21 protein-coding genes, 1 other RNA gene and 2 other annotated features are annotated in these 26234 nt (G+C 43.0%); of the genes, 20 read left to right on the forward strand and 2 right to left on the reverse strand.

The genetic code is table 11. From position 1 onward, the window contains the following. Positions 1–219: 219 nt before the first annotated feature. Both MKZ11_RS13455 and dtd read left to right on the forward strand, forming a co-directional pair. A complete protein-coding gene (locus MKZ11_RS13455; RefSeq protein WP_340794920.1) occupies positions 220–2418 on the forward strand; it encodes a RelA/SpoT family protein in 2199 nt (732 codons plus the stop codon). Between the two features lie 16 nt (positions 2419–2434). Then, on the forward strand, positions 2435–2875 hold the full coding sequence (gene dtd, locus MKZ11_RS13460) for a D-aminoacyl-tRNA deacylase (RefSeq protein ID WP_340797009.1): 441 nt from the start codon (positions 2435–2437) through the stop codon (positions 2873–2875). A 420-nt stretch (positions 2876–3295) separates the two neighbouring features. Here the strand turns inward: dtd and MKZ11_RS13465 are convergent, their stop codons facing one another. After that, entirely contained in the window at positions 3296–4819 is a 1524-nt protein-coding gene (locus MKZ11_RS13465; RefSeq protein ID WP_340794921.1) for an SH3 domain-containing protein, read from the reverse strand. Between the two features lie 143 nt (positions 4820–4962). Continuing rightward, positions 4963–5198 (forward strand) — a binding site (T-box leader). Positions 5199–5283: 85 nt separating this feature from the next. On the opposite strand from MKZ11_RS13465, the gene hisS reads away from it, so the two are divergent. The 5 genes from hisS (at position 5284) to MKZ11_RS13490 (ending at position 10556) form a co-directional block, all read left to right on the forward strand. Further along, positions 5284–6558, forward strand: a complete 1275-nt coding sequence (gene hisS / locus MKZ11_RS13470; protein ID WP_340794922.1) for a histidine--tRNA ligase — start codon at positions 5284–5286, stop codon at positions 6556–6558. Positions 6559–6577: 19 nt separating this feature from the next. Then, the gene (gene aspS / locus MKZ11_RS13475; protein ID WP_340794923.1) at positions 6578–8344 is read left to right on the forward strand and encodes an aspartate--tRNA ligase; all 1767 of its coding nucleotides are present in this window, start codon (positions 6578–6580) and stop codon (positions 8342–8344) included. Between the two features lie 82 nt (positions 8345–8426). Further along, positions 8427–8607: non-coding RNA, 6S RNA (ssrS, locus tag MKZ11_RS13480), on the forward strand. 182 nt (positions 8608–8789) lie between these two features. Then, positions 8790–9557: a tRNA threonylcarbamoyladenosine dehydratase gene (locus MKZ11_RS13485; RefSeq protein WP_340794924.1), complete on the forward strand. Its 768-nt coding sequence runs from the start codon at positions 8790–8792 to the stop codon at positions 9555–9557. Between the two features lie 183 nt (positions 9558–9740). After that, complete coding sequence (locus MKZ11_RS13490) at positions 9741–10556, forward strand: DUF6612 family protein (protein WP_340794925.1); 816 nt, start codon at positions 9741–9743, stop codon at positions 10554–10556. 61 nt (positions 10557–10617) lie between these two features. Here the strand turns inward: MKZ11_RS13490 and MKZ11_RS13495 are convergent, their stop codons facing one another. Then, positions 10618–11904 (reverse strand): replication-associated recombination protein A, encoded by a 1287-nt coding sequence (locus MKZ11_RS13495; protein WP_340794926.1) that lies wholly within the window; start codon positions 11902–11904, stop codon positions 10618–10620. A gap of 130 nt (positions 11905–12034) precedes the next feature. Here MKZ11_RS13495 and cymR point away from each other — a divergent pair, with 130 nt between their 5' ends. The 13 genes from cymR (at position 12035) to greA (ending at position 26150) form a co-directional block, all read left to right on the forward strand. Continuing rightward, positions 12035–12454, forward strand: a complete 420-nt coding sequence (gene cymR / locus MKZ11_RS13500) for a cysteine metabolism transcriptional regulator CymR (RefSeq protein WP_340794927.1) — start codon at positions 12035–12037, stop codon at positions 12452–12454. A gap of 12 nt (positions 12455–12466) precedes the next feature. Further along, positions 12467–13609: a cysteine desulfurase family protein gene (locus MKZ11_RS13505; RefSeq protein WP_340794928.1), complete on the forward strand. Its 1143-nt coding sequence runs from the start codon at positions 12467–12469 to the stop codon at positions 13607–13609. Positions 13610–13632: 23 nt separating this feature from the next. Then, the gene (gene mnmA, locus MKZ11_RS13510; RefSeq protein ID WP_340794929.1) at positions 13633–14754 is read left to right on the forward strand and encodes a tRNA 2-thiouridine(34) synthase MnmA; all 1122 of its coding nucleotides are present in this window, start codon (positions 13633–13635) and stop codon (positions 14752–14754) included. A gap of 13 nt (positions 14755–14767) precedes the next feature. After that, positions 14768–15433, forward strand: coding sequence for a tetratricopeptide repeat protein (locus tag MKZ11_RS13515; RefSeq protein WP_340794930.1), 666 nt, complete (start codon positions 14768–14770; stop codon positions 15431–15433). A gap of 15 nt (positions 15434–15448) precedes the next feature. Next, entirely contained in the window at positions 15449–17899 is a 2451-nt protein-coding gene (recD2, locus tag MKZ11_RS13520; protein WP_340794931.1) for an SF1B family DNA helicase RecD2, read from the forward strand. Positions 17900–17951: 52 nt separating this feature from the next. Continuing rightward, positions 17952–18158 (forward strand) — a binding site (T-box leader). A 704-nt stretch (positions 18159–18862) separates the two neighbouring features. Beyond that, a complete protein-coding gene (gene alaS / locus MKZ11_RS13525) occupies positions 18863–21496 on the forward strand; it encodes an alanine--tRNA ligase (RefSeq protein ID WP_340794932.1) in 2634 nt (877 codons plus the stop codon). 82 nt (positions 21497–21578) lie between these two features. After that, the gene (locus tag MKZ11_RS13530; protein ID WP_340794933.1) at positions 21579–21851 is read left to right on the forward strand and encodes an IreB family regulatory phosphoprotein; all 273 of its coding nucleotides are present in this window, start codon (positions 21579–21581) and stop codon (positions 21849–21851) included. After that, positions 21848–22267, forward strand: coding sequence for a Holliday junction resolvase RuvX (ruvX, locus tag MKZ11_RS13535; protein ID WP_340794934.1), 420 nt, complete (start codon positions 21848–21850; stop codon positions 22265–22267). Before MKZ11_RS13530 ends, ruvX begins: the two co-directional genes overlap by 4 nt. A 10-nt stretch (positions 22268–22277) precedes the next feature. Then, positions 22278–22577 (forward strand): DUF1292 domain-containing protein, encoded by a 300-nt coding sequence (locus tag MKZ11_RS13540; protein WP_340794935.1) that lies wholly within the window; start codon positions 22278–22280, stop codon positions 22575–22577. Positions 22578–23081: 504 nt separating this feature from the next. Continuing rightward, positions 23082–24206, forward strand: a complete 1125-nt coding sequence (gene mltG / locus MKZ11_RS13545) for an endolytic transglycosylase MltG (RefSeq protein WP_340794936.1) — start codon at positions 23082–23084, stop codon at positions 24204–24206. Positions 24207–24231: 25 nt separating this feature from the next. After that, positions 24232–24867, forward strand: coding sequence for an O-methyltransferase (locus MKZ11_RS13550; protein ID WP_340794937.1), 636 nt, complete (start codon positions 24232–24234; stop codon positions 24865–24867). Positions 24868–24929: 62 nt separating this feature from the next. Continuing rightward, on the forward strand, positions 24930–25568 hold the full coding sequence (gene udk, locus MKZ11_RS13555) for a uridine kinase (protein WP_340794938.1): 639 nt from the start codon (positions 24930–24932) through the stop codon (positions 25566–25568). Positions 25569–25673: 105 nt separating this feature from the next. Beyond that, positions 25674–26150 (forward strand): transcription elongation factor GreA, encoded by a 477-nt coding sequence (greA, locus tag MKZ11_RS13560; protein WP_340794939.1) that lies wholly within the window; start codon positions 25674–25676, stop codon positions 26148–26150. Positions 26151–26234 lie beyond the last annotated feature (84 nt).

A 26234-nucleotide genomic window follows, 5' to 3' on the forward strand; every position in this document is an offset into this window, starting at 1 on the left:
TGCAGACTAAGGTCGCTATAGTGAACCAATGCGCTATAGGTGCATTAGACTAGACAATGAAAAAGATCCTTCGCCATCATCAGCGGAGGATCTTTCTATATATGCGTAATGAAGGGGACAACCACTTTTCCATATACTAACCCTTTACATGAGCATGCATTTATACATACAATAGGTAATACAATCATTTTTGCGGATAAAGTCGAAAGGGGTAAGAGTATGGCGAAAAATCGTGACATGACGGCGGAAGAAATATTCACCCTCGTCGCCTCCTATATGAACGAAGAACACGTTGCGTTCGTCAAAAAAGCATATGAAGCAGCAAAGGCTGCACATGATGGACAGCACAGGAGTTCAGGTGAGGTGTATATCATTCATCCTGTTCAAGTTGCGGGTATTCTTGCCGAATTAGAAATGGACCCCTCGACAGTTGCAGCTGGATTCCTACACGATGTTGTGGAGGATACGGATATAAGCAGGGAAGACATCATCCGTGATTTCGGCGAAGAGGTTGCGATGCTAGTCGACGGCGTGACGAAACTCGAAAAATTACAATATAAATCAAAAGAAGAAAAACAAGCAGAGAACCATCGTAAAATGTTCGTAGCAATGGCACAGGATATTCGTGTCATTCTTATTAAACTGGCAGACCGGCTTCATAATATGCGAACGTTGAAGCATGTTCCTGAAGAAAAACAGCGCAGGGTTGCAGCTGAAACACTGGAAATTTTTGCCCCTCTTGCCCATCGGCTTGGCATATCGGCCATTAAGTGGGAACTTGAAGATACGGCATTACGTTATTTAAATCCGCAACAATACTACCGAATTGTCAATATGATGAAGCGGAAACGTGTCGAGCGGGAAAATTACCTGACTAATGTCATGGAACAGATTAAGACGGAAATTGGGGAGATGGAAATTGACGCTGATCTTTCAGGCAGACCTAAACATCTCTACTCGATTTATCGGAAGATGGTTATTCAGAAGAAAGAATTTAATGAAATCTATGACCTACTTGCTGTGAGGATTCTTGTTTCAAGTATTAAAGATTGTTATGCAGTCCTTGGTATCATCCACACACTTTGGAAGCCGATGCCTGGCAGATTCAAGGACTATATCGCTATGCCAAAGCAAAATCTTTACCAGTCGTTGCATACGACCGTTGTAGGCCCGGCCGGCGATCCGCTTGAAGTACAGATCCGGACTGAAGAGATGCACAAAATCGCTGAATTTGGAGTTGCGGCGCACTGGGCGTATAAAGAAGGGAAAACGGTAGCCGAAAACCCAAGCACTATTGATTCGAAATTGACTTGGTTCAGAGAGATACTTGAATTTCAGAACGAATCTTCCAACGCTGAAGAATTCATGGAGTCGTTGAAATTCGACTTGTTCTCGGACATGGTATATGTCTTTACTCCGGATGGCGATGTCATTGAGCTTCCTGCAAGTTCGGTTCCAATTGATTTTGCCTATCGTGTCCATTCGGAAATCGGAAATCGTACGATTGGTGCAAAAGTAAACGGCAAGATGGTTCCATTAGATGCCGAATTATTTACGGGCGATATTATTGAAATTTTAACGTCGAAACAATCATTGGGACCGAGCCGGGATTGGTTAAAAATCGCGAATACTTCTCAAGCGAAAAATAAAATTAGGCAGTTTTTCAAAAAACAGCTTCGGGAAGAAAATATCCTAAAAGGCCGGGAAATGATTGAAAAAGAAATAAAATCACAAGAGTACGATTTAAAAGAAGTGCTTACACAGGAGAATATTAAACGTACTATTGAAAAATTCAGCTTCACTTCTGAAGATGACATGTATGGAGCAGTAGGATTCAATGGAATAACTGCGCAGCAGGTTGTAAATCGCTTAGCGGAAAAATTGAGGAAAGTACGTGAGCAGCAAGATACAATCGATAAAATTGTTTCCGATATGAAATCTCCGCAACCAGAAAAAATGACTGAATCAGGTGTAATTGTTAAAGGTATCGATAACCTGTTGATTAGGTTATCGAAGTGTTGTAATCCTGTTCCAGGCGATGAAATTGTAGGGTTTATCACAAAAGGTCGTGGCGTTTCCGTCCATCGAACCGACTGTCCGAATATTCTTGTTGGGGATGATGAGAATGATCGTATTATAGATGTAGAATGGGCGATTGGCCCTTCCAGTGCCAGAAAAGAGTTCCTGGTCGACATCGAAGTATCCGCATTTGACCGTGAAGGTTTGTTGAATGAAGTAATGATGGTTGTCGCCGATACGAAAACACCAATGGTGGCGGTAAGCGGCAAAGCGGACCGTGATAAAATTGCACGTATTCATATGACTATTAAAATTACGGATATTGCACATTTGCAAAGAATTGTGGATCGGATTAAACAAATTCGTGATATCTATTCTGTGGAACGTGTCATCAATTGATCGGATGGTGGAAATGATGAGAGTTGTATTGCAACGATCGGGACCGGCTGCAGTTCGAGTTGGCGGGGAGACGACAGGTTCAATTGAAAAAGGCTATGTCCTGCTTGTTGGCCTAACCCACTCGGATACCGAAGAAGATGCTTATTATCTTGCGAAGAAAATTGCAGGTCTCCGTTTATGGGAAGATGCTGAAGGAAAAATGAATCATTCTATTCTTGAGACCGGCGGAGATATACTTTCAGTGTCCCAATTCACTTTATTCGGGGACGTAAAAAAAGGGCGCCGGCCAAGTTTCATCGGAGCGGCGAGGCCTGAACAGGCAGAACCGCTGTGGGAATACTTCAACCGTAGATTAGAAGAAGAAGGTCTAAAAGTTCAGACAGGTATCTTTGGTGCAATGATGGATGTTGAACTTATTAATGATGGGCCTGTGACAATTATTCTAGAGTCGAAATAACATAGAGAAAACACAATGCGCCTGAAGCTAGACGCAGATTCAGGTAGAAAAAAACTTATTTTCTTTTCTTTAGGAAAAGGACCTTCCACAATACCGGGAAGGTCCTTTTTCACGCCTATTAATTAATCAAAGATAACCAGTAAATTACTCGTTCAGAAACTGCATGTTACGTGGATAGTTGTTTTTGGACCGCTTTGGATTTAACGACTTCTATACCATTAGCGAGATGTCTTGATATGTATGGATACGACTTCGTCGCATCCATACATATTTTTTCGGTAATTCGGATGGTGTTTGTTCATCCGTCGTACTCCAAAAACACTTGCCCCTCACTAAAGGCATATATTAGTTCACCAAAAGCGGGCCAGAAATAGTCCGATGAAAATAGCGGTTTATTGGAGTACTCCCTCTATATAATGTTTAATTTGCATTGAAATAATCAAGAAGCCCTTTGTATATACCATGTGTCGCGCGTTCACGGAACATAGCGCTAGTGACTGTACGTTCCTCCGCAGAATTTGATAGAAAACCAAGTTCGATTAAAATAGCATTTTGCCTATTTTCACGAAGTACTAGGAAATCTCCCGGCTGTGATCCCCGGTTACGCAGGTTTACGGATGATGCAAGTCCATCATTGACTGAAGAGGCAAGCGCTTGTTGATGTGCATGAGTATAATACGTCGTAAAACCCGCTACACTAGAATCGGGATTGGCATCATAATGAAGACTGATGAACGCATCCGCAGCATGCTGAGTACTGATAGCAACCCGTTTTCTTAACGATACATAGGTATCGGAATCACGTGTGGTAATTACATTCGCTCCGGCTGCTTTCAATTTAGCTGCCAGCAGTTCGGAAGTTAGAATTGTGATATCTTTCTCGTCTGTTCCGCGAGTGCCCGTAGTGCCGCGGTCATTTCCGCCATGCCCAGGGTCGATAACGATAGTGAGTCCCTTCAAGGTGCCGGCAACGCGTGGCACTGATTCTTTCATCACCGGTTCTGTTGTGAATGACTCGTCGCCTGTTGACACAACCCATTTGGCAATAAATGCAGATTCTCCCGAAGGCAAAGAAATTTCATACCAATCTCCATCTTCTTTGATGATTGAAAACTTTTCTCCTGCATCCGCCCGTGTGGCGATCTGGGAAGAAGTTGTCGCCGCTTCACGTATGTTTGTCCCATTTGACAGAATGGTAACTGTACCGATTTCCGAGTTATCAGTGCTCGGTTTCACATTCGATGACAGAGCGCCGTGAAAGGAGTAGACCCAACCTGATTTGTGATCGTCTAATGAAATTTTAATCCAATTGCCGTTGATTTCTTTAACGGCATATTCTTCACCTTGGCGGATGAGCCCTACTCGTTTGGAGGACAAATCTGCGTTTTTTCTTACATTGAGTGCATCTACGGAAACAGTAAACGTTTCGGGTGATGCGGTTTGATCTGTTATTATGGGTGCCGTTTGCTCGGATAATTGTGTAATGTAGTCTGTATGTACCCAACCGCTTGTGCCATTGAAAGTAATGGAGATCCATTCACCATCACGGCCTGTCATAGCTGCTTCATCCCCGGCAGCCATTCGACCGAGAACTGCCGAATTAATGGAAGGGCTTGACCTTACATTTAACTCATTAACGCGTGATACGACTGCAGTACTTGTCTCAGCAGGTTCATCTGCGGAAGCAGTTAGCCAAGAGGCAATCCACCCTGAACTGTTGCCGTTTTGAATTTGGTACCAGTCTCCGGAAGTAGAAATTACATCTACCTGATCACCTCTATTCAGTGAACCCGTGACAGCATAGGTAAGCCCGGGTCCGGACCGGATATGCACGGATGACGCGTCTACAACGACTGATTCTGAATTAGCATAAGCCATCGGAATGTTGTTGAAAACGCTGAATAAAAGTATGAATGCAATTATCCATTTGTATATTTTTGACAAATTAACATACCCCCTTATAGTCCATTGTAGAAGTTTTCACTATAAAAAACTACAATTAAATCGAAAAAGGTTGACACTATGACGCAGAATCATTAAGATGATGTTTAATTAACAATTTAAATCACAATAAAAGTAGTAGTATATTAATGCTGACGACGTGGAAAGTAATTGTATAGCGGACTGACAAGAGAGGGGCGGACGTGGCTGAAATCCACCCTACAGACGTTTACATTGAATAACACCATCGAGGCTCTGTGCTGAACGATTTCAATTCAGTAGGTGCAGACGGAACCGGCCGTTATCCGGTTTAAGAGTGGGCGTGAAGTGTTGCGTCAATTTGGGTGGAACCGCGGAAGCTATAAAGGCTCTCGTCCCTTGCATATGCAAGGGATGGGGGTCTTTTTTTGTACCCTGGATTTAGCGGTTAGAGCACCATTGTTAAGTTATAAGGAAGGGGAATTCACATGAAATTTAAAGTGCCAAGAGGAACGCAGGACATTTTGCCATCTGAAACATGGAAATGGCAGCAAGCGGAAAAAATTATCAACGAAGCATGTGATGTTTACCGTTATAAAGAGATTCGAACGCCGATTTTCGAGCAAACAGAATTATTCCAGCGTCTCGTAGGTGAGACGACCGATGTCGTTCAAAAAGAGATGTATACGTTTACGGATAAAGGCGATCGTTCAATGACGCTACGACCGGAAGGGACTGCATCGGTTGTCCGATCCTTCGTGGAAAATAAAATGTTCGGTTATCCTGATCAGCCCGTAAAACTTTTCTATACAGGCCCGATGTTTCGTTATGAGCGTCAGCAAGCAGGACGTTATCGTCAGTTTGTTCAATTTGGAGCAGAAGCCATCGGTAGTGCAGATCCAGCAATTGATGCAGAATTGATTGCGTTGGCACTCGATGTTTATAAACGCGTTGGACTGACAAAATTGAAACTGGTCATTAACTCGCTGGGTGATACAGAGTGCAGAATTTCACACCGCGAAGCGCTCATTGCCCATTTCAAACCGCATATCGGAGATTTCTGTTCTGATTGTCAGTCTAGGTTGGAGAAGAATCCATTGCGCATTTTGGATTGTAAAGTCGATAGTGGCAATCCGTTAATTACTTCTGCGCCTTCTTTAGCTGACTATTTGAATGAAACATCATCTCAATACTTTGCAGATGTAAAAGGCTATCTTGACGATGCAGGAATTGCTTATGTAGTCGATGCAAATCTTGTGCGCGGTCTTGATTATTATAATCACACTGCTTTTGAAATTATGAGCACATCGGAAGGATTCGGAGCAATCACGACCCTGTGCGGTGGCGGAAGATACAACGGTCTCGCTGAGGAAATCGGGGGACCTTCTGCACCAGGTATCGGTTTTGCGATGAGTATTGAACGATTGCTACTTGCTATGGCTGCTGAAGGGAAATCGTTTGAGGCTGAGCCGAGACTTGACGTTTATATTGTGACACTTGGTGAAACCGCACGCCGCCCGGGCTTCAAGCTTCTAGGTGCACTGAGAGAAGCTGGCATTCGGTCGGATATGGATTATATGGACCGGAAAATGAAGGCGCAAATGAAATCGGCGGATCGGTTGGATGCGCGAACAGTTGTATTGTTTGGTGAAGATGAGGTAACGGAAGGCGTTGCTATATTGAAAAACATGGCTGACGGGGCGCAAGAAAAAGTACCTGTTGCTGAACTGGTTCAAAAACTAAAAGAAACATTGATCGGATAAAGAGAGGCGGATGAAGGCAATGCAACGGACACATTACAGCGGTGAATTGACAGAAGAGGTAATCGGACAAACGGTTACGTTACAAGGATGGGTTCAAAAGAGAAGGGACCTGGGCGGGCTTATATTCGTCGATGTACGGGATCGTACGGGAATTGTGCAAGCAGTATTCAATCCTGATTTTTCAAAAGAAGCAATCGAAACTGCAGACAAACTGCGCAATGAGTTCGTAGTAGAACTTACAGGAAAGGTTATCGAACGGCAAGAAAAAACTAAAAACCCTAACATGAAAACGGGATCGATTGAAGTTCAAGTTGAAGAATTGAAGATTGTAAACGAGGCGAAGAATCCTCCCTTCATGATTGAGGATGAAACGGATGTAAGTGAGGAACTCAGATTGAAATACAGGTACCTCGATCTCCGTCGTCCACAACTCGCAAAGACGTTTAAAATGCGTTCGGATATCACTAAAACGGTTCGTAACTTCCTTGACGATGAAGGCTTCCTTGAAGTGGAAACACCGATTTTGACGAAGTCGACACCAGAAGGCGCACGGGATTATCTTGTACCGAGCCGTGTGCATGAAGGAGAGTTTTATGCATTGCCGCAATCGCCGCAACTGTTCAAACAGATGCTTATGGTATCCGGATTTGACCGCTATTACCAAATTGCCCGCTGTTTCCGTGATGAAGACCTTCGTGCCGACCGTCAGCCTGAGTTCACTCAAATTGATATGGAAATGAGTTTCATGTCAATTGAAGATATTATTGAGTTGAATGAGCGTTTGATGCAGAAGGTAATGAAAAACGTAAAAGGTATTGATGTCCAAATTCCATTTAAGCGCATCCCATACGACGAAGCAATGGCGCGATTCGGTTCCGATAAACCGGATACACGATTTGCGATGGAACTGACAGATGTGTCAGACACTGTGAAAGATTCCTCATTTAAAGTGTTTGCCGGCGCAATTGAATCGGGTGGACAAGTGAAGCTCATCAATGTAAAAGGGGCATCCGATGATTACTCTAGAAAAGACATTGACGCGTTGGGAGAGTTTGCGGCAGTCTATGGTGCAAAAGGTCTTGCATGGCTGAAAGTCGATGAAGAAGGTCTGAAAGGCCCGATCGCGAAGTTTTTCGAAGGGGAAGCAGCTGATCGTCTAAAACTGGCAGCGGACGCTGAAGCAGGAGACCTATTATTGTTCGTAGCAGACAAAAAGAAAGTTGTGGCAGAAGCATTAGGCGCTCTTCGATCTAAGCTTGCAAAAGACCGCGGCTTAATAGACGAATCGAAATTCAATTTCCTATGGGTAACTGAGTGGCCGCTGTTCGAATATAACGAAGAAGACGGCCGTTATTACGCAGCACACCATCCGTTCACGATGCCTGCTGATGTGGAAGAGCTCGTAACGAGTCCTGAAACAGTCAAAGCACAAGCGTATGACCTTGTATTGAATGGTTACGAACTTGGAGGAGGATCACTTCGCATCTACCAACGTGATGTTCAGGAAAAAATGTTTGAAGCACTTGGATTCACTGAAGAGCGCGCACAGGAACAATTTGGATTTCTTCTGGATGCGTTTGATTATGGAACGCCTCCTCATGGCGGTATCGCCTTCGGACTTGATCGGATCGTTATGCTACTCTCAGGTTCAACGAACTTGCGTGATACAATCGCGTTTCCAAAAACAGCGAGCGCTAGTTGCCTGCTAACTTCTGCGCCAGACCGCGTTGACGATGGACAGCTTGCTGAACTAGGTATACAAATCAGACCGGCGAGCAAGAAGTAATCAGTCATATCGGAAAAAAGCAAAAACTTTTTCTGTAAAATCATTGAACCGATTTTAGAAGTATGTTATTATACAAGTAATACGAATCCTGAAGTGTACGTTATTTGCCAATCAGTTTTGACCGAACATTTTTTCGTCGGGAGTCCGTATTTCGATTTGGATGACATGCCTTTAATCGGGACGTCAAAAGAAGCGGATAGGGCACCCACCTGCTGAGTGCGGGTTCAAAGCGATACTACAAAGACGGCACATTCGGGATTTGTTCTTACATGATCATACACCCCTCTGACTTACGTGCGGAGGGGTTTTTTATTGGAGAAAATTAAGATTTTATATATGTTAAAAAAATGAATACCTATATTTACTTAGCGGAGGAATCCCCTAAGCTGAGCGAATTCAATGTTTTTCTTTCAACATATATAGTATATGAAAGGCGGAGTTTTTCTTGTTACATCAATTTTCACGGAATGAATTAGCTATAGGTACAGAGGGTGTAAAACGCATGCGTGACATGACAGTCGCGATACTTGGTGTCGGGGGAGTCGGTTCGTTTGCAGCGGAAGCATGTGCAAGAAGCGGGATCGGTCGTATTATTCTTGTTGATAAGGACGATATCGATATCACGAATATTAATCGGCAACTTGTCGCTTATTTGTCGACAGTCGGCCGTTCAAAAGCCGAAGTGATGAAAGAACGCATTGCTGATATAAACAAAGATTGTGAAGTTATTTCACTTCATATGTTTTATACGGAGGAAACGGCTGAAGAGTTTTTCAGCTACAAGCCTGATTATGTCATTGATGCGTCGGATACAATCAGTTTTAAGATTCATTTAATAAAAGAATGCATCGCTCGAAAAGTGAAGATCATTTCTAGTATGGGTGCTGCGAACAAGACGGATCCTACACGGTTCCAAATTGCGGATATTTCAAAAACACATACAGATCCAATTGCGAAAGTGATTCGTCTAAGGCTCCGTAAACAAGGTGTTTCCAAAGGTGTTCAAGTGGTCTTTTCCGATGAAAGTCCGATTGTAGTCAGGGAAGACGTAGTTGACACAGTAGGGAAGCCAGATGCTTATATCCGAAAAGCGAAAATGCCGCCAGCATCGAATGCATTTGTTCCTTCGGTTGCCGGACTCGTCTGTGCAAGCTGGGTTATGAATGATATCGTTGCGGATATTCCTATACAACGGGTAAAAGATAAAGCATAATTAAAAGGGGCGTGTGGATGAGCTTTTTCATGCGGTTCCTTTTTTAAAGATAAGCATAAGTTTTTTTCCACGGGTCTACCAAGGTGCTTGTGCTTTTCTTAGTTGTAACTAAAATATTACTAGGGTTATAATATGGTCGTTACTTAGGAAAAGAACTTGGAAGTGAAGAAAGGATGTTTCTGTGTGAATAAAGTTTTTAAAATACTTGTCTTTGGGTTAGTTGCTCTATTATTGACGGCGTGCAGTACTGTGGAAGCGAAAAAGGGCATGTCGGCACAAGACGTTTTCGCAAAAGCGAAAGAAGCATCTACTAAGCTGGAGAGTGTGCGCACAAATATCTCTTATGATGATTATTGGAAAACGACTGCGCCCGAAGAGAAGCACAGTGTGAAGTATGAAATGACTTCGGATGCAACGTTAGAAACGCAAACATTTAAACAGACTGTGAAAGTGCGACCGATAGATGGAAACGCATGGGATGCAGAAGTAATTAAAGTGGGTAATCGTGTGTTCATCAAAGATAACCAAAAAAAGGTTTGGGAAGAATTACAATCGGGTTCGATTTCTGAGCTATTTGGTTCGATGGTTGCAAATGTACACCCCACATTAAACTTGGACTTTTTTAACGAGTTTGCAAATGATTTTGTTTTGGAACCAATTGACTATGGTTATAATTTAAAACTGTCTTTGTCGAGAGAACAATATAAAGAATTTAAAAAAATACTATTTCTTTCGAACGATGGAAGCGAAACCGACATGGATGTGTTAAACAGCGAGTTTCCGTTCATCAATAAGTTTGACATTGTTATTGGAATCGATAGCAAAACATTCTATATAACTGATTTCAAAATGATGCTCGATACGACAACGTACTCAATGACACAAGTTGATGGTAATTCTCATCGTGTTAAACAGACACTAAATGCAGTTTATAGCCACTTTGATAATGTGGATGAAGCAATAGTTCCCGCAGAAGTATTGGAAGCGGCGGCTAAATAAAAAGCAATATGCAAAACCCTCCCGAAAGTTAAACTTTTCAGGAGGGTTTTGCATATTCTATTCACTTCTTCTTGCGGAACTCTTTTAATCGATCGTAAATCGCAGCCATCTTTTTCTCTTCGCCTGCAATCACTGGCTTATAAAACTCTGTATTCTTTAATTTATCGGGTAGATATTGCTGATCAGTCCAGCCGCCGAATGAACCAAGTGGTGTGTCATGCGGGTATTTGTAACCGACATGTCCGAGCTTCGCCGCACCAGCATAGTGAGCGTCCCGTAAATGCAACGGAATGTCTCCAGTTTTACCTTCGTTGATCGCCTTTACAGCAGCGTCGAATGCCTTATAGGCCGAATTTGATTTGGATGCCAGACACATTTCGATGACGGCATTCGCAAGGGGAATGCGTGCTTCCGGCATGCCGAGTCTCACTGCAGCTTCTGTTGCAGCAAGAACGTGCGGGCCCACCTCTGGTGAAGCTAATCCGATATCTTCATAAGCCATGACGAGCAAGCGTCTATTTACAGCAATTAGATCGCCGGTTTCAAGAAGGTTTGCGAGATAATAAATTGCTGCATTGGCGTCGCTGCCGCGGACCGACTTTTGAAGGGCAGACAATAAGTTGTAAAAATGTGAACCTTTTTTATCTCCGAATAAACCAATTCTTCCAAGCAAGTTTTCAAGTAGCCAGTCTTCAATAACTATTTTTCCATCTTCTTCATCACTTGCCGATACAGCTGACTCCAGAACAGTTAACGCTTTTCGGGCATCACCATTCACACCTTCTGAAATCAAAGTAAGCTGTTCTACTGTTATCTCAATTGCCATTTTTCCAAGGCCGCGTTCTTCATCTGCTAGAGCCCTGTGAAGTACTTCCAACAAATCTTCCGATTCTAACCTGGATAATTGGCGAATTTCACCGCACCTGGAACGTATCGCGGGATTGACATCATGGTATGGATTTTCAGTTGTTGCTCCTATTAGGACAATCGAGCCACTTTCAACATGGGGCAGTAATGTATCTTGCTGTAATTTGTTGAAACGATGAATTTCATCGAGGAACAATAATACTTTTCCTGTAATTCGTGCTTCTGCTACCACTTCTTCGACATCTTTCTTCCCTGAAACTGTCGCATTCATGGCGATGAATGGCAGATTGCTAGTACCCGCGATTGCGTGGGCAAGTGAGGTTTTACCGATACCCGGTTCCCCATAAAGCAGCATCGAAGGAACGTGCCCATTTTTTATCATCCGGTACAGTGCGGTCTTCTCACCGATAATATCTTTCTGTCCCGCAATTTCATCTATATTTCTTGGGCGCATGCGAAACGCCAATGGTTCGTTATGCAAAATGATCACTCCTCGCAGTACATCCGTTCCTCTATTATACACATTAGACAAACGTAAATCATTTTAAGGAAGCCTGGAGGTCAGTTATGCTATAATATTTTGAAGCAATCGTAAAAAGGACGGGATATAAATGAAGATTTCTACAAAAGGCCGATATGGGTTGACAATCGTGGTCGAACTCGGTGCCAAATACGGAGAAGGTCCTGTACCGCTCCGCAAAATCGCTGAAGAACAGAAGTTGTCTGAAGCATATCTTGAACAGCTTATTCCGCCGCTTCGTAATAGTGGCATTGTGAAAAGTGTCCGCGGCGCTTATGGTGGATATATGTTGGCCAAGCCTCCGGTAGAAATTACGGCTGGAGATGTTATTCGCATTCTTGAAGGTCCTATTCAACTTGTAGAGGGGCTGGAAGGATCCGATATTCCTCAGCAAGAGCTATGGAAGCGAATCGGCGAAGCAGTCCGTAGTGTACTTGATACTACAACGATTGAAGATTTAATGAAATCCGCTGAAGCAGATGACCGTGATAGTTATATGTTTTACATTTAAAGGGGTCTTATTATGAGGAAAATTTATTTAGATCATGCTGCAACAACGCCAGTACATCCGGCAGTAAGTGCGGCTTATATAAAAATTCTTGAATCAGTTTTTGGTAACCCTTCCAGTATTCACAGTTATGGCAGGGATTCCCGAAAATGGCTTGATGAAGCAAGAAAAACATTTGCACAATCAATTCATGCAGAACCGGCGGAAATTATTTTCACCTCGGGCGGCACGGAAGCAGACAATGCTGCAATTTTCGGAACTGCTATGGCGATGAAAGCCAAAGGAAACCATATTATCACAACAAATATTGAACACCATGCCGTATTAATTCCATGTAAACAACTAGAACTGCTAGGCTTTGATGTAACCTACTTGGAAGTGAATGAATATGGACAAATAACTGAGGAACAAGTGAAAAATGCACTGACTGACAAAACGATTCTTGTAACGATCATGTATGGGAATAACGAAGTGGGTACCATTCAACCGATCCGTGAAATTGGGGCATTGCTGAAAGGGCACCAAACCGTTTTCCATACGGATGCTGTACAAGCTTATGGACTCGTTCCGATTCATGTGGATGAACTCGGTGTCGATCTGTTATCGGTGTCGGCTCATAAATTAAACGGTCCCAAAGGAATAGGCTTCCTATACCAGCGCAAAGGATTTGATACAACACCGCTTCTTTTCGGCGGGGAGCAAGAACGAAAACGGCGTGCAGGCACGGAAAACCTTCCAGCAATTGTTGCTTTTTCAGAAGCAGTGACGATTGCGCAACAGGCGATGGAACAAAACACAGTTAAATATAACAACTTTGCGTCACTAATGACTGCTGTATTTGATGAACAAGCTGTCGCTTATGACGTTTCCGTGAAAAGTGCGGAAAAACTGCCGCATATTGTGAATATCAGCTTTCCAGGAACAGATATTGAATCACTGCTTGTTAATCTTGATATGGCGGGTATTGCTGTCTCCAGTGGGTCTGCATGTACCGCAGGTTCACTCGACCCGTCGCATGTCTTGACTGCTATGTTCGGTGAAGGTTCTCCAAAATTACGAAATTCAGTCCGTTTCAGTTTTGGCCTTGGGCTTACTGAGGAAACGATTAAGGAAGCAGCTGAAATAATTGCTGAAATCGTTAAACGGTCTGTCAAATGAAACGATAAAGGATGAAAAATAGAATGCAAACAATTAAATCACCAGCAGAAACACGTGTTGTTGTGGGTATGTCGGGCGGCGTAGATTCGTCGGTGGCAGCACTGTTGCTAAAAGAACAAGGCTATGAAGTCATTGGCATATTCATGAAAAATTGGGACGACACTGACGAATTCGGTGTCTGTACAGCTACGGAAGATTATGAAGATGTTATCAGTGTCTGCAATGATATCGGAATACCTTATTATGCAGTCAATTTCGAAAAACAATATTGGGATAAAGTATTTACGTATTTCCTAGAAGAATATAAAGCGGGACGTACTCCGAATCCCGATGTCATGTGTAATAAAGAAATCAAGTTCAAGGCCTTCCTTGAACATGCAATGAGTCTTGGAGCGGATTATTTGGCAACGGGTCATTATGCACAAGTCGTAGAAGTAGATGGCGGCGTTTCAATGTTGCGCGGAAAAGATGCAAATAAAGACCAGACGTATTTCTTGAATCAGCTAACACAGGAACAGTTGCAAAAAGTGATGTTCCCAATTGGCAATATGGAAAAAAGTGCCGTTCGTGAAAAAGCGGTTGAAGCAGGGCTTTCGACAGCGGCGAAAAAGGATTCCACGGGTATTTGTTTCATCGGAGAGCGGAATTTCAAGGAATTCCTTGGTCAATATCTTCCTGCTCAACCAGGAGATATGACGACGATGGAAGGCGAAACTGTAGGCCGTCATGACGGACTCATGTACTATACGATTGGTCAACGTCACGGTCTTGGTATTGGCGGAGCTGGAGAACCTTGGTTTGTAATCGGGAAAGACTTGAAAGAAAATGTGCTTCTCGTTGGCCAAAACTTTGATAATGATGCGCTTTATTCTGACAGTCTAACAGCAATTGATGTCAGTTTCTCTACTGCTAGAGAACTGCCGAAAACATTTAGCTGCACGGCAAAGTTCCGCTACCGTCAACCAGATACACATGTAACGGTTGAGCTTGATGGCTTAGGGAATGCAATTGTACGCTTTGCAGAACCTGTCCGGGCAATCACACCTGGGCAGGCTGTTGTTTTCTATGACGGGGACGAGTGCCTTGGCGGAGGAACAATCGATACAGTTATAAAAAATGGTAAACAACTTGATTATGTTGGATAAGGGGAAGTTGACTATGGAATTCAATGAAATTGGAATCGCCGCGCTGCAAAACGGTGAATATGAAAAAGCAGTCGAATCATTTATGCAAGGGGTCGAAAAGGATCCCGAAAATGCAGTCGGCTATATCAACTTAGGGAATGTTTTCGCTTCACTTGGAGATGCTGAAAGAGCGGAACCATTTTTCCAAAAGGCGATCACACTTGATCCTGAAGCGGGCACAGCGTTTTATGGTCTTGCCAATCTTTATTACAATAAAGAACGTTTTGAAGAAGCAGCAAAACTATATGAAAAGGCAATCCGTCAAGGTGTTGAAGAGGCTGACGTTTATTTCATGCTCGGCAAAAGTCTTGAACGATCTAATAATGAAAAGTTAGCATTGCCCTATTTACAGCGTGCAGCTGAATTGGCTCCGGACGATCTTGAAATCCGTTTGTCCTATGGAATTGTCCTTGCAAATTTAGAACTATTCAAAGAAGCAGGGAATGAATTCCGTTTTATCATCGAACAAGACGAAGAAAATGCTGACGCTCAATACAATCTTGGTTTTTTGTATGCAGTATCGACAGAACAGAAACAAGATGCACTTTATCATCTTGAAAAAGCGTTTACGATCGATCCGGAACACGTCCAGGCACGCTATATATATGACATGATTCAACTGGGTGAAGAAGGAAAATAAGAAGGGGTGGCGGTGATGGAAGGGAACAACGGAGTGGGGAATACGGATGAAATCTTTTTAATTGGCCGACCGGTCGTAACGATCTTCCATAACCCTGACAGCCTTTTTACAATTGCGAAACTAAAAGTTCGTGAAACCAATAGCGGGAACGAAGATAAAGAAATCATCGTTAAAGGCAGTTTTCCACAGTTGAATCCAGAAGATGACTACAAATTTACGGGTAAGCTTGTCAATCATCCAACATACGGAGCACAGTTCGATGTGCATACGTTTGCAAAAGAGATGCCTGCAACGGAAACGGGCCTTGTGCATTATTTATCGGGAGATTTGTTTCCGGGCATCGGGATGAAGACAGCTCAAACAATCGTCAAAAAACTTGGCAAGGATGCTATTAAAAAGATACTAGACAACCCCGCAGTGCTCAGTACCATACCTAAACTAACCGATGACAAGAAAGAGACATTGGTTTCTGTACTTGAACAGAATATGGGGCTAGAGCGGACGATTATCCAGTTGAATGAGTGGGGATTCGGCCCGCAAATTGCCATGCGAATTTATCAAAAGTATCGAGAAGAAGCGATTTCACAGCTAACTGAAAATCCATATCAGCTTATTGAAGAGATTGAAGGAATCGGTTTCCAGCGTGCCGACGAACTCGGAAAGAATCTTGGTATTACGGGAAATCATCCCTCAAGAATCAAAGCAGCCATCCTCCACTCGATGAATCAGGCCGTGCAATCAGCCGGACATGTATTTGTTGAAGCAGAAGCGGTTTTGCCGGAAGTGAAAAGATTGCTTGAAATGAGCCAACGAATAGATATTCAATTTTCAGATATTTCCCAGGCAATTATTGAGCTTGTAGGTGAAGGAAAACTATCTGCTGAAGAACGACGATTATACATACCGTCCCTTTACTTTTCTGAAATCGGCATCGCAACTAAGCTCGAACGGATTATGGAAAATGATACAGCCGATCAGTTTCCGGTGTCTGAAATTAGAAAAGCGGTTGGAGAAGTTGAAGAGCGGCTTAATGTCAATTATGCAGAAACACAAGTGGCGGCGATTGAAACTGCACTTCATTCTCCTTTAATGATTTTAACAGGCGGTCCAGGTACAGGAAAAACAACTGTTATACGAGGATTCGTTGAAGTATATGCTGAATTGCATGGATTGTCGCTTGATCCAAAAGAGTATGCCAAAAAGAAAGAACCGTTCCCGATTGTATTAGCGGCACCGACTGGGCGCGCTGCAAAGCGTATGTCGGAATCTACCGGATTACCAGCAATGACAATCCATCGCCTGCTTGGGTTTAACGGGCAGGAAAAGGAAGAAGAGACCGAACGGGAAGTGGAAGGGCGCCTTATCATCATTGATGAAATGTCGATGGTTGACACATGGCTTGCTCATCAGCTATTAAAGGCGCTGTCTAATGATGTTCAATTGCTATTCGTCGGAGATCAAGATCAGTTACCGCCGGTCGGACCAGGTCAAGTGTTGCGAGATATGCTGGATTCAGGCAAAGTTCCAGTCATTGAGCTGACTGAAGTTTTCCGGCAAAGTGAAGGCTCATCCATTATCGAAATGGCACATATGATCAAACGGTCTGAATGGACAGAGGATATTACGAAGAAGACCTCAGATCGTTCATTTATAAAAGCGGGCAGTGACCGAATCCTTGAAGTCGTTGAGCAAGTCGTCAAAAATGCAATCACTAAAGGTCATCTTATAAAGGACATCCAAGTACTTGCGCCGATGTATAGAGGGCCTGCCGGTATTGATGGTTTGAACAAAATGATTCAAGAAATGGTCAATCCGCCCGGACCAAAACGGAAAGAAGTCGTTTTTGGTGAAGCGATTTACCGGATTGGAGATAAGGTGCTCCAGCTTGTCAATCAACCTGAAAGTAATGTTTTCAACGGAGATATGGGTGAAGTCATTGCGATTATTAAGGCAAAAGAAACAATAGATAAAAAAGAGTTGCTTGTTGTTTCGTATGATGGCATAGAAGTTACCTATGAACGAAGTGACCTCAATCAGCTCACTCTTGCGTATTGTTGTTCGATTCATAAATCCCAGGGCAGCGAATTTCCAATTGTAATTATGCCTATCGTTCGCGGCCACCGTAAAATGTTGCGACGCAATTTGTTGTACACTGGCATCACTCGTGCGAAGAACTTCCTCATCCTGTGCGGTGAGCCTGAAGAGTTTAGGGCTGGTATTGCGCGGACCGACGAATTAGAGCGACAAACGACTCTAAAAGAGCGGCTAAATGGTGACGTCGTTGAACCCGTAGCGACGGAGGTACCGGAGCGTGAAAATACAGGCGTTACTGAAGAGGCGAACCAAAGTTCGGGTGATTCTGAACCCGTAGTTTTTGAACTGACGATGGGAACATTCCTGACAATCGATCCACTGATTGGAATGAAAGGGGTAACACCCTATGAATTTCTTGAAGCTTCCGATTGACAAGAAGGCGGAACTTTTCTATAATCCAATTAAGAAATCATTGTGACCATATATAAATACGTTGACGGAGAAAGTAGGCATGTTTACTCGTTCAGAAAGGTGCTTCTTGGCTGAAAAGGCACTCGTGTAAAATGTTGAAAAGCTACTCCAGAGTGCAGCTCATCCCTGCCGTCCGCCGCGTTAAGGCAACCAGAGATGCCGGATACAACTTTTCCGGTAATTAGGGTGGTACCGCGAGACTAACATCTTCGTCCCTTGCATTAGGGGCGGGGATTTTTTTGCGCTCACAGAATGTGAGCGTGCACCGGAGAGGGATTGAACTGCATCCCTCCTTATTGCGACAGGAAGTTGCGACCTTAGGCTGCCTTCCTTCAGTGGTTTGCAATAAGAACCACGAAGTTGCAACTATATATATTGAACAAAAGAATACCCATACAAACTGAGCGTAGGCGCCTTAAAAGGGGTAGCCGAAGCCATAAGACTGACGGGCGAAGCTGTCTGGCTTATGGGAGGCCACTGAAAAAGTTCTTTTTTTAGTAAGAACTAGTTGATTGTAGTGGAGAGCGGCGACTCCAGCGGGAACAGAAAACAAAGATAGGAAGAGAAAGTTCACTCTTCCTTAGCTGAAGACCCCGCAGGAAGAGCCGTTACGAAGAACGGCTTTTGCGAGCAAAAGCGCTAGCGTTGGGGCACAGGGCAAGAATGCCTTAATTTCTGCAAAGAACACAGAAATACGGCAAATCGAACCCTTCGCTGTTCGATTAGCTGAAGCCGTGCCCGCGGAAAGCGTCCGCTCGGAACGGAAATCAACGGGATTGAAGGAAATGGTACTTTTTCAGTACCCTCGCTTATGGCGGGAGGCATCCCCGAGCGCCGCAGCACCTTCAACGGGATTCTTTATTTCAACATATATAGTCACCCCCCCATAATTACACGTTTTCAATTAAAAAGGAGGATTCATTAATGAAAAAACTAACAACGTCACAAATACGTAACATGTTTTTGGACTACTTCAAGGAACAGGGGCACAGTGTTGAACCATCTGCACCACTTGTTCCAATCGACGATGCATCACTTCTTTGGATTAACAGCGGCGTTGCAACAATGAAAAAGTATTTCGATGGTCGTGTTGTTCCAACTAATCCGCGTATTGTCAATGCACAAAAGTCAATCCGTACAAATGATATTGAAAATGTCGGGAAAACAGCTCGCCATCATACATTTTTTGAAATGCTTGGTAATTTCTCAATAGGTGATTATTTCAAGGAAGGAGCAATTGTTCAAGCATGGGAATTTTTAACGGATGAAAAATGGATCGGTTTTGATCCAGAGCTACTCTCCATCACAATCCATCCAGAAGATGAAGAAGCATATGCAATCTGGCGTGACAAAGTAGGGATTGCAGAAGATCGTATTATCCGTCTTGAAGGGAACTTCTGGGACATCGGGGAAGGTCCGAGTGGTCCGAACTCGGAAATCTTCTACGATCGAGGACCAACATACGGCGATGATTTCTCTGATCCTGAATTATATCCAGGTGGGGAAAATGAACGTTACCTAGAAATTTGGAACCTTGTATTCTCGGAATTTAACCATAATCCCGATAATACATATACCCCACTTCCGAAAAAGAATATCGATACAGGAATGGGACTCGAACGGATGGCATCCGTTATCCAAAACGTTCCGACAAACTTTGATACGGATCTCTTCATGCCTATCATGCATGCTATTGAAAACTTTACCGAAGAGAGATACGGTACAGACGAACAAAAAGATACTGCATTCAAAGTGATTGCAGACCATATCCGTACAGTGGCTTTTGCAATCGGTGATGGCGCACTTCCATCCAATGAAGGACGTGGCTATGTACTTAGAAGATTGTTGCGCAGAGCGGTTCGTTTTGCGAAACAGCTCGGCATTAACAAACCGTTCATGTTCGAACTCGTGCCTGTTGTAGGAGAAATTATGCAAGACTTCTACCCTGAAGTGACTGCTAAGAAAGAGTTCATTATGAAAGTTATCAAAAATGAAGAAGAACGTTTCCATGAAACATTAACGGATGGAATGACAATTCTTTCTGGTGTAATTGACAACGCAAAATCAACTGGAACTTCTGTTGTTCCAGGAAATATTGCCTTCCGTCTCTATGATACTTATGGCTTTCCATTTGAGTTGACAGAAGAATTTGCTGAAGAAGCAGGCGTTACGGTTGACCGGGCTGGCTTCGATTTGGAAATGGACAGCCAGCGCAAGCGTGCACGCGCAGCTCGTCAAGATGTTGACTCCATGCACGTTCAGTCGGGTATTCTTGGAGAAATTCATAACCCTAGCAAATTTATCGGATACGATCAGTTGCAATGTGATGCAACAGTAGTGGCATTATTACAAGAAGGCGCATTAGTTGATACTGCATCGGAAGGGGACGAAATTCAGTTCGTCTTGGATTGCACACCGTTCTATGCAGAAAGCGGCGGACAAGTAGCGGACAAAGGGACAATTAGCGGCGAAACATTCGTAGCAGATATCAAAGACGTACAGAAAGCGCCAAATGGTCAAAACTTGCATACGGCAATCATTCGTTCGGGTGAGATGAACAAAGGCATAGCAGTGCGGGCTGAAGTGGATCAGGCGGCAAGGAAATTAACCATTCGAAATCATACAGCAACGCATCTGCTTCACAAAGCATTGAAAGAAGTACTCGGAGTACACGTCAACCAGGCGGGTTCATACGTTGGTCCCGATCGTCTGCGTTTCGACTTCTCGCATTTTGGCCAAGTGACGAAAGAAGAACTTGAGAAAATCGAGCAGATTGTCAATCAAAAGATCTGGGAAGACATTCCTGTCGTTATTGCTGAAAGACCCATCGACGAAGCCAAAAAACTTGGTGCGATGGCGCTCTTTGGCGAAAAATATGGCAAAGTAGTTCGTGTCGTTTCAGTAGGAGATTACTCTTTGGAGCTTTGTGGAGGGTGTCACGTCGATTCAACGTCTGTCATTGGTTTATTTAAACTTGTTTCTGAAAGTGGAATTGGCGCAGGTACACGACGCATTGAAGCACTTACTGGTCAGCAGGCATACCGTTCATTCAAAGATGAAGAGGAAGTACTCGTCAACGCTGCAAGCCTTTTAAAATCGAATCCGAAAGACCTGGTTACGAAAATTGGATCAGTGTTATCAGATATGAAAGAACTTCAACGTGAAAATGAATCACTATCTGCTAAACTTGGAAACAGTCAATTGGCTGATATCATGGCCTCAGCGCAGCAAATCGACGACATTACAGTCATTTCCGCACGTGTTGATGTGAAAGATAACAATGGACTTCGTCAGATGATGGACGAAATGAAGCAAAAGCTATCAAAAGGAGTTATTGTTTTGGGTGCTGCAGCGGATGGCAAGGTGATGCTGGTTTCAGGCGTGACAGAAGATTTGAAATCAGGGAACTATCATGCTGGGAAAATCGTCAATCATGTAGCTACACAGTGCGATGGAAAAGGCGGCGGTCGCCCGGATATGGCAATGGCAGGAGCGAAAGATGTGTCTAAACTTGATGATGCCCTTCAATCCGTGTATGATTATGTCAAATCTGTTTAACTGGTGAAACAAATCGGGTATAATTAGATACGGAATGATATCCGATTCGTAAAACGGATGATCTGAAAGCGGGGTGTCGATAATGGAATCATACGATAAGACGATGAAATTCAACTTTCCAGAAGAGTCGATGGAGCAAGAAGTGAAGCAGGTCATGCTCCATGTGCACAAGGCACTTGATGAAAAGGGCTACAATCCAATCAATCAGATTGTAGGTTATCTTCTTTCGGGCGATCCAGCTTATATACCACGTCATGAGGATGCACGTAATTTGATCCGAAAGTTGGAACGGGATGAGATCCTTGAAGAACTTGTGAAGTTTTACGTTCGTGAAAACGGAGGGAAAACGGATTGAGGACTATGGGATTAGATGTTGGATCCAAAACGGTTGGCATCGCGATCAGTGATGCGCTTGGGTGGACAGCCCAAGGCATTGAAACAGTAAAGGTCGATGAGGGTGCCGGCCAGTTTGGTATGGAAAGAATCAAGGCACTCGTGAAAGAATACGAAGTGAGCGGATTTGTGGTAGGATTCCCTAAGAACATGAATAATACAGTCGGACCGAGAGGGGAAGCATCCCAAAATTATGCTGAACTTCTGAAAGAAACATTCGGCTTTCCTGTTACGTTATGGGACGAGCGATTGACGACAATGGCAGCGGAGCGTGTACTGATCGATGCCGATGTCAGTCGCAAGAAAAGAAAGACTGTTATCGATAAGATGGCAGCAATCATGATACTTCAAGGGTATCTTGATTCAAAAAATAGATGAGGTGATCGTAATGGAACACGGACAAGAAACAATGACGATTGTAGATGAAAACGGCGAAGAACACGTATGTGAAGTAATTTTCACATTTGACTCAGAGGAATTTGGAAAATCTTACGTTCTCTATCATGTACTTGGTGAAGATGATACGGATGATGACGAAGAAGTTGAAATCCATGCATCTGCTTTTGTACCTTCTGAAGACAATGAAGACGGCGAATTGATGCCAATTGAAGATGACGCAGAGTGGGAAATGATTGAAGAAATGTTGAATACATTCCTTGCTGAAGAGGACGAAGAAGACGAAGAGTAAATCATATGTGCACGGACGGGACGGTGCGGTACAGGCCGTTCCGTTTTTTCATTTTGAACTATTTGACATAGATATCGTAATCAAATAAATACCTATATACAGTTGGCGAAGGCGCCATTCGATGCTAGTTGCTGTCACAATTTGAAGGACGTGAAATGTGTCAGTAACTGGACACAGGGTAGCCGAAGTCCTAAGACTGTTGGTGAAGCTACCTGGCTTAGGGGAAGCCACTGAAAAAGTTCTTTTTTATAGTAAGAACTAGTTGATTGGAGTGGAGAGCGGCGACTTCAGTGGGAACAGAAGGCAAAGATAGGAAGTGAAAGATCACTCTTCCTTAGCTGAAGCCGTGCCCGCGGAAAGTGTCCTCTCGGAACGGAAATCAACGGGATTGAAGGAAACCGTACTTTTTCAGCGCCCTCGCTTAGGACGGGAGGCATCCTTAAGCGCCGTAGCGAATTCAATGGGATATGGCATTATGCTCCGAACGAAAGAGGTGGACTACGCATGGATAATGGTTCGAAAAAGGAAGTCATGTTCGAACGAATGCGTGAAAAGAAGAAAGAAGTAAAAGTCGTACGACGAATTGTGCTAGTCATAGTACTGGTTCTAGTTCTTATCGGTTTAATTGGCGGCCGTTACGTCTATAAATACATAACAGGTGCCCTTCAACCTGTCGACCCAGATTCCGAGGAAGTAATTGAAGTAGAAATCCCAATTGGATCTGGTGTGGATTCTATTGCGTCGAAATTGGAGGCAAAAGGGATTGTTAAAGATGCACGCTTGTTCAAGTATTATGTGAAGTTCAATAATAATTCCCAGTTTCAAGCAGGTACGTATGGCTTAACGAAATCGATGACACTTGACGAAATCATTGAGAGCTTAAAAACAGGGAAAGTATATAGAGAACCTGTCTTCACAATGACTATTCCAGAAGGATTGACATTGAAGCAGATTGCTAAAATCGTTGAAAAAAGTTCGGGTATTCCAGAAAAAAAATTCTTGGCATATGTGAATGACGAAGCGACGATTGATAGGCTGATGGGGAAATATCCACAAATCTTAACCGAAGATATTAAAGCTGAAAACATTAAATATCCGTTGGAAGGTTATTTATTCCCAGCAACATATCCATTCTTTGAAGAAAAGCCATCAGTTGAAGCGATTGTCAATTCGATGCTCCAAGGGACCGCGATAAATGTGACCCCTTATCTTGACTATCTTGAAACCAATGAAAAATCTGTTCATTGGTTGTTAACATTCGCTTCACTTCTTGAAGAAGAGGCGACTGCTCAATCAGACAGGCAAACGATCGCCAGCGTATTTTACAATCGAATAAAAATAGACATGCCATTGCAAACGGACCCGACAGTTCTTTATGCACTCGGCGAGCATAAGGACAGAGTGCTCTATTCAGATCTTGAAATAGAAGATCCTTATAATACCTATGTAAACAAAGGATTACCGCCCGGTCCGATTGCTGGAGCAGGAAAGTCTTCTATCGAAGCGGTCATTGACCCTTCTAAAACGAATTATCTGTTTTTCTTAGCTGATAAGAAGGGTGTTAATCATTTTACGGATTCATATGATCAACATTTGAAAAACCGGACACTTTATTTATCAGAGGACTGACGGTCTTGAACTGGAGATGATCGCAATGGATAACTATAAGACATATGTTGCAAGTTTCGCGAAGGACAAAGATCCGTTGATTGTGGAAATGGAACAGTTTGCCAAAGAACATCATGTCCCAATCATGGATAGTGACGGCATTGATTTATTTATTAGTCTTTTACGAATTCAAAATCCCGAACGTATCCTTGAAATCGGAAGTGCAATTGGCTATTCGGCAATCCGGATAGCTGGAGCACTGCCTAAAGCATCTATTGTGACAATTGAAAAAGACACTGGAAGGTATTTGAAGGCGGTTGAATTTATAAATAAGGGCGGTTATACAGACCGCCTTTCTATTGTTGAAGCGGACGCCCTATTAACAGACAGTGATAAGGTTTTTAGTAAGACATATGATGCACTTTTCATCGATGCTGCGAAAGGGCAATACAAGCGATTCTTCGAAAAATATGCGCCGATTGTTAATACTGGAGGCGTTATTTATTGCGACAATATGTTCATGCATGGTATAGTGCTGCACGGAGATAAGGATATCCCAAGGCGCAATCGTACGATGATACGCAATTTGAAAGAATTTACTGAATGGGTTATGACTAATCCTGGGTATGAAACTTCCTTACTTCCTGTGGGAGATGGGCTTTTGATTGCTGTAAAAAAATAAAAGAAAATAATTGTGGATATCCTTAAATAAGAGGATATTCTGATGCGTAAAGGGAGTTTGAGATGAAATCCAGAAAACCTCTCGTCATCGGCATTGCAGGTGGCTCAGGATCAGGCAAAACGAGCGTTACCAATTCAATCTATGATGTGTTTAAAGAGCATTCTGTTGTCGTCATAGAGCAGGATTATTATTATAAAGATCAGTCTCACCTAAACTTTGAGGAACGGCTGGAAACGAATTATGACCATCCGCTGGCATTCGATACAGATCTATTGATTCACCATGTTGAAACGCTTCTTGATCGAAAATTCGTGGAAAAACCCGTGTATGATTATTCATTACACACAAGGTCTGAAGAAACAATTATCATTGAACCTAAAGATGTTATTATCCTAGAAGGGATTTTGGTCCTTGAGGACGCTAGGTTACGTGAATTGATGGATATCAAACTATTTGTTGATACAGACGGGGATCTACGCATTATCCGTCGAATTATGCGGGATATCAACGAGCGGGGCCGGACGATTGAATCAGTTATTGAGCAATACCTGTCTGTGGTACGCCCGATGCATAATCAATTTATCGAACCAACGAAGCGATATGCCGATATTATTATTCCAGAAGGCGGTCATAATGAGGTTGCAATTGACTTAATGGTTACGAAAATAAAAACAATTCTTGAATCTGGAACAGAATTGTAATATGATGATGACAGAATTCTATATAAGTTGGCACTATGTCACATATCTCTAATAGGAGTGGCATAGTATTTTTTATGAACAGGAATATAGGGAGTGGTGTGTGTAATGATTACAGAAAAGAAATTTCCAATGACAGCATCAGGTAAACAGAAGCTAGAAGAAGAACTAGAATTTCTAAAATCGGTTAAACGAAAAGAAATTGTCGAGCGTATCAAAATCGCAAGAAGTTACGGCGACCTCTCGGAAAACTCGGAATACGATTCAGCGAAAGAAGACCAAGGTTTCCTAGAAGGTAAGATTTCGTCTATCGAGTCCATGATTCGCAATTCAGTGATCATCACGGAAGACGAACTGAATACTGACGAAGTACGCCTCGGAAAAACCGTCACATTTAAAGAACTGCCAGACGGAGATGAAGAGACGTATACGATTGTTGGTTCTGCGGAAGCAAATCCAATCGAAGGTCTAATTTCAAATGATTCACCAATCGCAAAAGGACTTATCGGCCGTTCTAAAGGTGATCAAGTGAAAATTGTCACGCCAGGCGGAGAAATGTCAGTTACAATTCTTGAAATAAAATGATTTACTGATAGCCGCCTTCTATAAGAGGGTGGCTATCGTACTTTATTAGTAACAAAAGCTTTATGAAACAAGTTTTCCTGTTAC

This window comes from Sporosarcina sp. FSL K6-1508 (assembly GCF_038007465.1).
Classification (GTDB): Bacteria; Bacillota; Bacilli; order Bacillales_A; family Planococcaceae; genus Sporosarcina; species Sporosarcina psychrophila_B.

What these genes read in the sequence shown, in the direction of transcription:
- MKZ11_RS13455 (WP_340794920.1), top strand. Translation starts at nt 220, where the DNA reads ATGGCGAAAAATCGTGACATGACGGCGGAAGAAATATTCACCCTCGTC.
- dtd (WP_340797009.1), top strand. Translation starts at nt 2,435, where the DNA reads ATGAGAGTTGTATTGCAACGATCGGGACCGGCTGCAGTTCGAGTTGGC.
- hisS (WP_340794922.1), top strand. Translation starts at nt 5,284, where the DNA reads ATGAAATTTAAAGTGCCAAGAGGAACGCAGGACATTTTGCCATCTGAA.
- aspS (WP_340794923.1), top strand. Translation starts at nt 6,578, where the DNA reads ATGCAACGGACACATTACAGCGGTGAATTGACAGAAGAGGTAATCGGA.
- cymR (WP_340794927.1), top strand. Translation starts at nt 12,035, where the DNA reads ATGAAGATTTCTACAAAAGGCCGATATGGGTTGACAATCGTGGTCGAA.
- MKZ11_RS13505 (WP_340794928.1), top strand. Translation starts at nt 12,467, where the DNA reads ATGAGGAAAATTTATTTAGATCATGCTGCAACAACGCCAGTACATCCG.
- mnmA (WP_340794929.1), top strand. Translation starts at nt 13,633, where the DNA reads ATGCAAACAATTAAATCACCAGCAGAAACACGTGTTGTTGTGGGTATG.
- MKZ11_RS13515 (WP_340794930.1), top strand. Translation starts at nt 14,768, where the DNA reads ATGGAATTCAATGAAATTGGAATCGCCGCGCTGCAAAACGGTGAATAT.
- recD2 (WP_340794931.1), top strand. Translation starts at nt 15,449, where the DNA reads ATGGAAGGGAACAACGGAGTGGGGAATACGGATGAAATCTTTTTAATT.
- alaS (WP_340794932.1), top strand. Translation starts at nt 18,863, where the DNA reads ATGAAAAAACTAACAACGTCACAAATACGTAACATGTTTTTGGACTAC.
- MKZ11_RS13530 (WP_340794933.1), top strand. Translation starts at nt 21,579, where the DNA reads ATGGAATCATACGATAAGACGATGAAATTCAACTTTCCAGAAGAGTCG.
- MKZ11_RS13540 (WP_340794935.1), top strand. Translation starts at nt 22,278, where the DNA reads ATGGAACACGGACAAGAAACAATGACGATTGTAGATGAAAACGGCGAA.
- mltG (WP_340794936.1), top strand. Translation starts at nt 23,082, where the DNA reads ATGGATAATGGTTCGAAAAAGGAAGTCATGTTCGAACGAATGCGTGAA.
- MKZ11_RS13550 (WP_340794937.1), top strand. Translation starts at nt 24,232, where the DNA reads ATGGATAACTATAAGACATATGTTGCAAGTTTCGCGAAGGACAAAGAT.
- udk (WP_340794938.1), top strand. Translation starts at nt 24,930, where the DNA reads ATGAAATCCAGAAAACCTCTCGTCATCGGCATTGCAGGTGGCTCAGGA.
- greA (WP_340794939.1), top strand. Translation starts at nt 25,674, where the DNA reads ATGATTACAGAAAAGAAATTTCCAATGACAGCATCAGGTAAACAGAAG.